Below are 9,889 nucleotides of genomic sequence, written 5' to 3'. Positions count from 1 at the left end.
AGACCGCTGCGTTGATCTGAGTCCTAACCAGGCGGGGAAGTATTTGGCCGCGGTTGGGGAGATCGGCCTGGCCGCCAGCGGGGAGAACATCTGGCCGCCTACGGGGAGAAAAAACTGACCATTGACAGGCGAGCGTGCCGACATCCTCGTCGCCCAATCGGACCGGGTTGGGCACGATGCCGTCCGCTCCACACTTGCCATGGAACCCACCATCGCCCGACCCCAAAGTTGATCCAGCGAACGAAGCTCGCCGAATCAGCACCCTGAGGCTCGATCCAACCTCATAATCAACATGAGGACATAACGACGACCCAACTAAACAAAACCAGCAGTACGATCTTCAAAGGGCCAGGTCAATTAGTGTCGTCCCCGCGCAGGCGGGGTTGGTCCCACGGTACCGAGCGCGGCGTCTCCTGACATCGGGTCGTCCCCGCGCAGGCGGGGTTGGTCCCTGCTCACGCCACAGCTTGTCCATTTGGCCCACGTCGTCCCCGCGCAGGCGGGGTTGGTCCGTGGACTTGTGCCCAGCGGATCACCGCGGCCCGGTCGTCCCCGCGCAGGCGGGGTTGGTCCACTGTCCGCCGAGATCGCCATGGTTCTCGAGGCGCCGTCCCCGCGCACGCGAGGACGAGCCCGTTCTGGGATGACGAGAAACTCGACCAGTAATACCGCCCTGCGCGAGCCTGGATGGTCCCTTGGCTGAGATGATCCTGTCCGGGGTGTCGAGGCCGCCCCCGCGAAATGGGCTGTCCCGCGTATGCCAGAAACCGCGGCACGTTCGCGATGTCGTCCCTGCGCAAGCGGGGCTGGTCCCCGGTTTCACGGCGAGGTGTCGGCGTGGCCGTGTTCTCCCCGCGCGAGCGGGGCTGGCCCGTCGAATGGCAGGGTGTCCAGGTTGGTGCGGTTGTTCTCCCCGCGCGAGCGGGGCTGGTCCCCCAGGTCCCGGCGTTCGCGACAGGTCCACGCAGTTCTCCCAGCGCGAGCGGGGCTGGTCCCCGGCCGGTGGCTTCCCAGTCCACATCCAACGTGTTCTCCCCGCGCGAGCGGGGCTGGTCCGTACCCGAGGCGGGCCCGGTGCTCCCTGTTGTCGTTCTCCCCGCGCGAGCGGGGCTGGTCCCTGCATCGACGACAGTCCGCCTTGGGTCGACGGGTTCTCCCCGCGCGAGCGGGCTGGTCCGGCTGAGCTAGCCGCCAAACTCCAGATCGCCCTTTTCTCCCCGCGCGAGCGGGGCTGGTCCCAAGTCGAGTTCGGACACGTGACCGTCCTTTCGGTCGTCCCCGCGCGAGCGGGGCTGCTCCGTGCACCCACACCGATCCGCCGGCTTGCAATTTGTCTTCCCCGCGCGAGCGGGGCTGGTCCGTCGTGGCTGCTGGCAGCCCCGGGTCTTGTTCTGGTTCTCCCCGCGCGAGCGGGGCTGGTCCGTGGCCAGTCGTATTCTGTGACCAGGTCGAGGGTTCTCCCCGCGCAAGCGGGGCTGGTCCCATGCACGACTATCGCGACTACCTAAGCGCGTCGTTCTCCCCGCGCGAACGGGGCTGGTCCCGGGCAGCTGCTCCACGCCCCCGAGACCGGCGAGTTCTCCCCGCGCGAGCGGGGCTGGTCCCACGCTCGGGTAGGACCGGCGGACCCGGTCCATGTTCTCCCCGCGCGAGCGGGGCTGGTCCCAGCCGGCGGGCCTCACCCATGTTCGGGTTCTCGTTCTCCCCGCGCGAGCGGGGCTGGTCCCAACCGCGTCGGCACCCTCGCATCCGAATGGGCGTTCTCCTCGCGCGAGCGGGGCTGGTCCCCAGTCGCACGACGTGTTCAAGATCGTGCCGTCGTTCTCCCCGCCCGAGCGGGGCTGGTCCCTGGGCGTTCGTGCGCTTCGCCATGCGGGACATGTTCTCCCCGCGCGAGCGGGGCTGGCCCGCCGATATCCGATTCGCCGATCTCCCAAGTTTCGTTCTCCCCGCGCGAGCGGGGCTGGTCCGGACGGTTGGGGCAACCTGAAGGCGGCCGGGCTGTTCTCCCCTGCGCGTGCGGGGCTGGTCCCGGGTTCCTGTACCGGGCGGCCGTCGGCGGCACGTTCTCCCCGCGTGAGCGGGGCTGGTCCCTACCTCGCGCGGTCATCCGGAGTTTTCCCCGCGCGAGCGGGGCTGGTCCGTGTAGGTGAGACCCGGGCCGCGCCACCTTCCCGTTCTCCCCGCGCGAGCGGGGCTGGTCCCCTGTTCCGCTACCGCAAGGAAACCGCGAGCTGGTTCTCCCCGCGCGAGCGGGGCTGGTCCCCTGGACCCCTTCTTGGTCTTTTAGATCTTTTAGTTCTCCCCGCGCGAGCGGGGCTGGTCCGTACACCGCGGCACTGCGCGGACAGCAGGAGTCGTTCTCCCCGCGCGAGCGGGGCTGGTCCCGCCTTGTGACACTCGTCGATCATCACCATGATGTTCTCTCCGCGCGAGCAGGGCTGGTCCCTCTCCGTGCTGGGGTCGCAAGAGAATCTCATCGTTTCCCGCGCGAGCGGGGCTGGTCCCTCACGCCGGCCGTTCTCGTACCCTTCTCGTCCGGTTTTCCCGGCGCGAGCGGGGCTGGCCCCGAGGCTGACGTCGCAGGCGCCTCGTGCGTGAAGTTTCCCCGCGCGAGCGGGGCTGGTCCCACCTCCGCGAGTAGGCAGTCCCGCGGGTCGGGGTTCTCCACGCGCGAGCGGGGCTGGCCCGGCCGAGCTGATCTGAACGGTCACCTGACCGTGCGTTCTCCCTGCGCAAGCGGGGCTGGTCCTGCTTTGGGGTTGGCGTCGTCCGCGGTGATCAGCAGCCGCCCTGTGGGGCGGAGGAGCCGAGACTGCACGCCGGAAGTGGTTGGCCCAGCCGGGAACTGTTCGATCTTCGGTGTTTCGGCCCGACATGCCGGGGTGAGTTCCGGCGGGATGGGAACAGAGTGTGATGACTGTTGCTGCTGTGACGACACGGACATCAAGGAAGGTCAACGCCGAGTTGCTCGGCCGGCCCCACCTCTGCTTGTGGTGGTCCCGCCTCACGATCATGTGAGGCGGGCCGGCCCCTGGTGGCGGTGAAGCAGGGCAATACCAAAGTCGTCGAAGTACCAGGGGAGGCGACGCGTCGGGGCATGGCGAACAAGCGAGCCTGCACAAGGTGCGCGCGAAGAGAACTCGTGGGAACTCGTCGCCTCCTAGGCTGCTGGGCCAACGACGTCGCCAGCTAGCCACGACACGAGTTTGCTGACCTGCGGCGTTTCCGTCATCCACTCCGCAATTACCTCCCGCAGACCTGGCGGCAACTACAAACGGTGACTACCTGCTTCCAGTCCGCTGTACACTTGCGCGCATGGCGGAGGGGGTTACTGGAGGCGACGACGCTGTCGTAGCCGCGTGTGCACAGGCGGTCCGAGCTGGGGAACGAACTCCTGAAGAGTTTGACCTGGTCTTTGCCCGAGCCACGGTGTGTGGCCGTCGGCCTGCTCGGCCGGGCGTCGAGGTGGTCGAGGTCGAAGGACGTGGGACGTGGACATTCGTGTTCTCCACACCGCAGCGCCTCGCCGCGCATTACGGAGACTGCGACGTGTACGCGACCACCGGGGCTGATCTCCTCGAACAGCTACCGGTCGGCATCGGCGTGATGCTGGACCCAGACGACGACCACCGGATGCCCATCCTGAATCGGATGATGCCCCCCAAGATTCTCGCAGCGATCCGCCGCCGAAATGACCACCACTCCAGCAAGACAGGCGGCTTGGATGCCGTCTCGCACACTGAACAGCAGGAGCGCGTGCGGTGAGCTTGGACGGACCCGGTTTCCACGTTGACATCGAGGTGCTCGAAGGCGCCGCAAAGGGAATCGCCCAAAGCGTCCATGACCAGCAATCCTTCGCACTGCGGGATTTGTGTGGCGACTCTGCCCTCTATGGGCACTCCGGGTTGCATAGCGCTCTTGCGGACTACTGCGCGCGATGGAGTCAGGGACTCGACACGCTGACCGAGGATGCCGAAGTCATCGGCGATTGCCTTAAGCACGTCGCCGAGGCGTACCGCAGCACCGACGCGGCCGCGACAGAGAAGCTGCGCGTAGACCCTGGCGAGGCGGCGGTTGAGGACTGATGGCTGAGCTTGGTGAGACATCGGATCCGCGTGCCCTGGTGCCGGGCGATCCGGGAGCGATCGAGGAGAACGCCCGCGTACTGCACGGGCGGCGCGAGGCCACCGGGCAGGTTGGTGACGGCCTCCGCCGGATCGATACCGGCTCGTGGACCGGTCCAGCCGCGACGAAGTTCCACGACAAGTTCAGCTACGAACCGCCCAAGTGGCTGGCCGCGTCCGACTCGTTCGACGCGGTGGCCGAAGGGCTGTCTGCCTATGCTCAAACCTTGCGGTGGGCACAGGGGCAGGCCAGTGACGCTGTCCGCATGTGGGACCAGGGGCAGACAGCGACTGCCGACGCGAAGGCCCAACATGACCGCAACGTCGCCAACGCGGACACCCAGAACCAGCCACGTGCGGCGAACGGCGACCCGACACGAGTCGCCGTCGCGCCGTTCTCCGACCCTGGCGAAGCAACCCGGCAAGCGGCGCGCGACACCCTCAACCGCGCGCGCCAGCAACTCACCGAAGCCGGAGATCGCGCTGCCGCGACCCTCTCCGACGAGGCCGGCGGAGCGCCAACGGCCTCGGACTGGCTCGACGACGTAGGCGGTTTCGTCGCTGACTTCGGCGAAGGCGCCTGGAACGCCTTCTCGGGTTCTGCCGAGGGGATCTGGAACCTCGTCTACGCCATCGGAGACCCTGGTAACCCCGATCATGACGGGATTACTGATATCGCCTCGGCGGCGTGGAACAATGTCAGGCACCCTGTGGAGTTCGGCAAGCAGCTCATCGGCTGGAACGACTGGGATGACCACCCTGGCAGGGCAAGCGGCCAGATCGTCGGCGGCCTGCTCCTTGGTGGGGCAGCAGCCAAATTCCTCAAGAACGCCCGCGCCGGGGACAAACCCGACGCGGGCGGGGCACCTCCGGTCAAGGCGAAACTATCCGAATACTTCGACCCGAACGGCGCACCTCCGAAGGCATCCGATCTGACACGGTATGCCGATGCACAGGGGTGGCAGAAGCAGCAAACCCCGACCGGTCCGGCGAAGTACGTCGACGACAACGGCATCGTTCGAATGACCATCAAAGAGGGCAGCAACCGGGCTGCGGGCAGCGAGAACCCCCACGTCGAGCTGCGCAACGAGGACGGGGTCCGCACCGACCCGCACGGCAATCCGGTGAGCAGGAAGAGCCCCGGTAACCACACACCGATCACCTGGGACCAATGAGCGCATGAAGAACTACACCGATTTCGCCGATCTCGCGCACGTCTTCCTCGAAGACAGCTACGTCCTCGCTATCAACGAAACCCCCATCTCCCTGACCTTCAAGCTGGACCTTGTTCTCACCCCCTCGCATCCGCGCTACCACGAGCCGCGGGCCGACGAGCAGCACAGCTACGAGGATGCAGTGCTCACCATCCCCGGCGCAACGAAAATCGAGTGGGTCACGCGGTCGAACCAGACCTACCGCGACGCCACCGGCGAGGAAGACCTGGGCAACATCGACAGCTTCCAGTACGACGAGGGCTACTACGAAATCATTGGCGATTGGGGTCAGGTCCGGATTTATTCGACGGCCGAACCACGACTCAGCTTTTCCTGAGCCCGCCGGCGACATCACAGAGAATGACAAGCGGCCAGTCTGCGCCGTGTCGGCTGTTGCCCCGACAGCAGCTGGCGAGGTGGCATCCTTGGCACCCCAGTGCAGGGTGTGGGAACAGACCAACAACCGATTCTCGGGGTGGCGCGACGGCCGCGGACCCGCCAGCTACCGCGCGACCATCACCTGCACTCGCGGTGGTGAGCACCGGGGACAGTGGCGCTGGCTCGGTGATCGCCGAGGACCGACGGCATGGTGCGCTCCCGGTAATTGCGAGCGGGGCTGGTCCCTCAATGCGGCCACTACGTGCCGGTTCCGGAGCGTTCTCCCCGCGCGCGGGGCTGGTCCGCCCACGGGCGTCGTCGACGCCGATCTCACGCGGTTCTCCCCGTGCGAGCGGGGCTGGTCCGCGTCGGTGAACACTGGCGTCCTGATCGGCATGGTTCTCCCCGCGCGAGCGGGGCTAGTCCCGGCCGGAACCTGACCGCGGGCAGCACGGCGCTGTTCTCCCCGCGCGAGCGGGGCTGGTCCGGTCTTACCCGCGTTGGGAGGACCGAACAGGATGTTCTCCCCGCACGAGCGGGGCTGGTCCGCGCCGTACGTCGTCGATCCGTCGACCAGACGAAGTTCTCCCCGCGCGAGCGGGGCTGGTGTTCTCCCCGCGCGAGCAGGGCTGGTCCCGCGTGGAATTGGACGATGTGCGTGACCACGAAGTTCTCCCCGCGCAAGCGGGGTCATCTTCGCTCGCGAGCCGGGTTGCCCGCGGTGAAGCGCGAGTGGTGCCGTTGTCGGACGCGCTGGCCGAGAACGTGGAGAGCACCCAGCCCGCCCTGGAAGAAACAGTGCTGCGCAGCGACCACGACCAGCGACTATGGCGCGCCTTCGCCCGGCTCTCGCACCAGGGCCAGGAGCTGCAGCGACGCCTGGTGATCAACCGGGAACCGCACCAGACGGTGGCGTGAGAACTGGGCTTCTCCCATAAATCAGTCAGCTCCATCCGTGCCCGGCGCTGATCCGTCTGCGGGAACTGGTCAAGGAGCAGGACGTCGCCTACCCGGTCGACACCGCTCCGCATGCCCGAAGACCTCACCCCGGCCGACGTCGAGAACCTTGTGCAAGACACCGTCAAACCTCCAAAGGACAGACCCCAGCCTCAGCACCCACAACGCCGCCCCCTCAAGGCCGCCGGACCAAACGACAACCCGACATCCGCGACCCCGAGAGGTCCGAAGCAGTCCGAAGCAGTCCGACACCAGGCGATACACCCCGACACTGCGGATGCGCCATGGACCAGACGAAAGGTCTTGTCCGACATTCACTCGACACCGTCCGACACGCAGTGTCGCTGGCTCTTAACCAACGGGTTCGAGTAACTTCGGCACTCATTTACTCGCCATAAGAGTATTCAATTGAACCTTTGCATGAGCGTTCTCAAGACGAACCACTGCTACGAGAGCGCGCGACATCTTCGCTCCGACCTGAAGCCGCTTCCGGAGGGTCTCCGCAGAGATCGGTCGACGGTAATGTCGCCAGTGTTCGGCGTCGGCGACGCGGGCTCGCTCAACGAGTTTCTCATCGAGATCAGCGACGTTGTGGCGCGTCGCTGCGGCCAGCTTGTCACTCTGAAGAGGCGGGACTCCAACCACCTCCTCTTCGGCGCCACCACACGTCGGCGGCACCGCTCTCGATGGACTGGATGGGTGTTCTGAATCGAGACCGGCGCTAGCAGCACTCAACGCCCGGAGAAGGCCAGGCCCCGCCTCGGCCCACCCGATCAACAGCAGCGGGCCAACCGAGTCGAACGCAGCCTTACCCCACTGGCCAGCGCATACCGGGCCGGCAACGTTCAACAGAAGCGTCACCACACTCGCCGCCAGCAGCAACTGCCGCGCAGGCCGCAGCGCGTCATCGCCAGCCCCGGACAGGGCGAGGTGCCGCGTACCCACAAGTAGCCCAAGCACCGTCAGGTCAACAGCCGGCGCCACCAGCGGAGCCACGTACACCGGCACCTGCAGCTTCAAGGCCAGGTTGAGGACGTTCCCGAACCCGAACAGGAATGTGAGCCCGATGACCAACCCCATCACGACCGTGACAAACCGAGCAATTGTCTGCGAGTTGGCGCTCATGACGGGCTCCCGCCCGAGCCCGGAAGCCCGAAGCTCGCCTCGACCACCAATGTGCCGCTGAAAAGTCCCTGGTCAGACCCGTTCCCATCCTTTGGTAATCCTGCCGGGGGCACCGATCCAACCAGTCTTCCAGCAGGGCGCCGGGTGGGCGAATCCACGCGAGCACCTCGTCCTCCGGACCATGGTTCCGGATCTTCACTCACACGAAGAGCCTCGATCACACCCAGGCGGTTCACCTCGGTTGAAGAGTGTTTTTGGTGCAGGTGGACCGAGCGCGGCGGCCAGTCGCTGCGTCGCAACCTCAGCAGACTCGTGCTCCCACACGACGATCACGGTCCACCCGAGCTCGCGGAGCGCTGCACGATTTCAATGGTCGCGTTCCACGTTGTCGTCGAGCTTCTTCCGCCACCATTCCGCGTTGTTCTTCGGCGTAGTCGCGTGCTCCGGACAACCGTGCCAGAAGCAGCCGTCGATGAAAATGACGACCTTCCGTCGAGTGAACACGATGTCACCCCGTACACGAAGCCCGGGTTCCAGTCGATGGTCGACGCGGTACCGGAACCCCAGCCCGTGTAGGCGGCGCCGGATGCCCAACTCCGGGCCGGTATCGCGACGGCGCTGGCGTTGCATACGCCGCCGTACGTGGCCGTCGAGTGGCTCAGGCATGTCAATTCGTGGTCATTGCGGTGATGTGCGTGTCGAGTGCGGTCACGAAATGATCGCTGCGCCGCAAGGTGCTGGCCTTCAACCGCTCGGTGAAGCCGGTCGTTGCGCCGAGGCTGAGCGGCTCAGAAGAATACCGGTCCAGAAGAGCTGACAACGACATGCGCGGTCGTACGACGATCGGCCGCTCACTGAGCTGCCATGCCTCCCGTTTCCCCGCCACCGACGACGCAGCAGCTGGCCAACGTCGCCCAGGAGTCAGTACAGAGCGGCCGACGTCCAGGGGCTCCCCGGGAGACACGAGACGACGACCAATCCACTCCGCCACGGGCACCGTGACGGCGTTGCCGACCATCTTCCAACGCTCCCCGAGCTTGCCGGCCCCCTCGGTCCAGCCTGCCCTGAAACCTTGCAACCGCTCGCCCGCACGAATGCTGGGACGGCAGATCGCCTTGCCGATTTCCGCACCGGGGATCCATACGCCAGGCGGCGAGGCGATGCCGAGCTTCGAGCCGCCTTTGAGAGTCGGTGTGACTCCTTCACCCCAGCCGATGCCACGGTTGCCTTCGGTCCAATAAAAACCGTAGGCGCTATGACGCTTCCGAGCGACAGGCGCATCGACCTCGTCGGCGAGAAGAACCCCGCGAGGATCCTCGCGCTGAGAGGCCACGAGGAAGACTCTGCGGCGGCGTTGCCTTACACCGAAGTGTTGAGAGTCCACCGTCCGATAGGCCCAGTTCCAACCGTTCTCGTCGAGCCACTCGGTGATGTGGTGGATCGGTGCCCCATCATGGAGCGTCAACATGTTGGGCACGTTCTCCAGCACCAGCCACGTTGGGAGCGAATCAGCGACCAGACGGAAGACCTCACGGATGAGCCCTGACTCGTCGCCTGTGATTCCCGCCGTCCGACCGACCTGACTCAGATCGGTGCACGGAAAGCCCGCGGTCACGACGTCAGAATCAGGTAAGACTGCGAGTTCCCGGATATCGCCCACGACAGGTGCTTCGAACCGTCGCCGGAGTGTGGCAGCCGCAGGCTCCCAATACTCACACAGCAACTCGGTTTCGATCCCCGCCCCGCCCAGTCCGAGTTCGAGCCCGCCGATACCTGAAAACAGTCCCACTGACCTCACTGGAACATCCTCGAGCGATTTGAGGGAAGAAGCAAGGCACCGCTCCGCTGTTGTTCGATCTTCTGGAAAGGTCACCTTGATGACTGACACGAGCTCCTGCGCACTCGGCTCATCGATCTGCAGCGACCGACCACTCTTCGGACCACGGGGCCGGTGGTCCGATCCGAAGGCCGTCGGTTGCAGGGAGCCGCGTGCCGTCCGCTACCGTGATCATCTGATGAAAGTAGTCCACCTCGGTGGGATACGCACTGACCTTCTGTTTGCCTTTCTCGAAGCTCCCAGTCTCGCCA

Annotated in this window: 8 protein-coding genes and 2 CRISPR repeat arrays; of the genes, 5 read left to right on the top strand and 3 right to left on the bottom strand. The window is 66.0% G+C overall.

Going from position 1 to position 9,889, the window contains the following annotated elements:
- Window positions 1–784: 784 nt before the first annotated feature.
- Window positions 785–1,117: a CRISPR direct-repeat array (repeat unit 28 nt; unit sequence GTTCTCCCCGCGCGAGCGGGGCTGGTCC).
- A 92-nt stretch (window positions 1,118–1,209) separates the two neighbouring features.
- Window positions 1,210–1,970: a CRISPR direct-repeat array (repeat unit 28 nt; unit sequence GTTCTCCCCGCGCGAGCGGGGCTGGTCC).
- A 1,348-nt stretch (window positions 1,971–3,318) separates the two neighbouring features.
- From ACM6LR_RS38345 to ACM6LR_RS38325, 5 genes are all read left to right on the top strand, one after another.
- Window positions 3,319–3,768 (top strand): hypothetical protein, encoded by a 450-nt coding sequence (locus tag ACM6LR_RS38345; protein ID WP_414945549.1) that lies wholly within the window; start codon window positions 3,319–3,321, stop codon window positions 3,766–3,768.
- A complete protein-coding gene (locus ACM6LR_RS38340; protein ID WP_414945548.1) occupies window positions 3,765–4,088 on the top strand; it encodes a hypothetical protein in 324 nt (107 codons plus the stop codon). The genes ACM6LR_RS38345 and ACM6LR_RS38340 overlap by 4 nt, the downstream gene beginning before the upstream one ends.
- Window positions 4,088–5,302, top strand: coding sequence for a WXG100 family type VII secretion target (locus ACM6LR_RS38335; protein ID WP_414945547.1), 1,215 nt, complete (start codon window positions 4,088–4,090; stop codon window positions 5,300–5,302). The genes ACM6LR_RS38340 and ACM6LR_RS38335 overlap by 1 nt, the downstream gene beginning before the upstream one ends.
- Window positions 5,303–5,306: 4 nt before the next feature.
- A complete protein-coding gene (locus ACM6LR_RS38330) occupies window positions 5,307–5,678 on the top strand; it encodes a hypothetical protein (protein ID WP_414945546.1) in 372 nt (123 codons plus the stop codon).
- Window positions 5,679–6,325: 647 nt separating this feature from the next.
- Window positions 6,326–6,637: a hypothetical protein gene (locus ACM6LR_RS38325; protein WP_414945545.1), complete on the top strand. Its 312-nt coding sequence runs from the start codon at window positions 6,326–6,328 to the stop codon at window positions 6,635–6,637.
- Window positions 6,638–7,057: 420 nt separating this feature from the next.
- Here ACM6LR_RS38325 and ACM6LR_RS38320 read toward each other — a convergent pair whose 3' ends face one another.
- From ACM6LR_RS38320 to ACM6LR_RS38310, 3 genes are all read right to left on the bottom strand, one after another.
- Window positions 7,058–7,801, bottom strand: coding sequence for a hypothetical protein (locus ACM6LR_RS38320; RefSeq protein ID WP_414945544.1), 744 nt, complete (start codon window positions 7,799–7,801; stop codon window positions 7,058–7,060).
- Window positions 7,802–8,167: 366 nt separating this feature from the next.
- Window positions 8,168–8,431 (bottom strand): hypothetical protein, encoded by a 264-nt coding sequence (locus tag ACM6LR_RS38315; RefSeq protein ID WP_414945550.1) that lies wholly within the window; start codon window positions 8,429–8,431, stop codon window positions 8,168–8,170.
- A 37-nt stretch (window positions 8,432–8,468) separates the two neighbouring features.
- The gene (locus tag ACM6LR_RS38310) at window positions 8,469–9,689 is read right to left on the bottom strand and encodes a DNA cytosine methyltransferase (RefSeq protein ID WP_414945543.1); all 1,221 of its coding nucleotides are present in this window, start codon (window positions 9,687–9,689) and stop codon (window positions 8,469–8,471) included.
- Window positions 9,690–9,889 lie beyond the last annotated feature (200 nt).

This window comes from Amycolatopsis sp. cmx-11-32, assembly GCF_047608695.1.
In the GTDB taxonomy this organism is placed as follows: Bacteria; Actinomycetota; Actinomycetes; order Mycobacteriales; family Pseudonocardiaceae; genus Amycolatopsis.
Note: the sequence above shows the minus strand (reverse complement) of the source record. Positions and strands in the feature narration are given on the sequence as shown.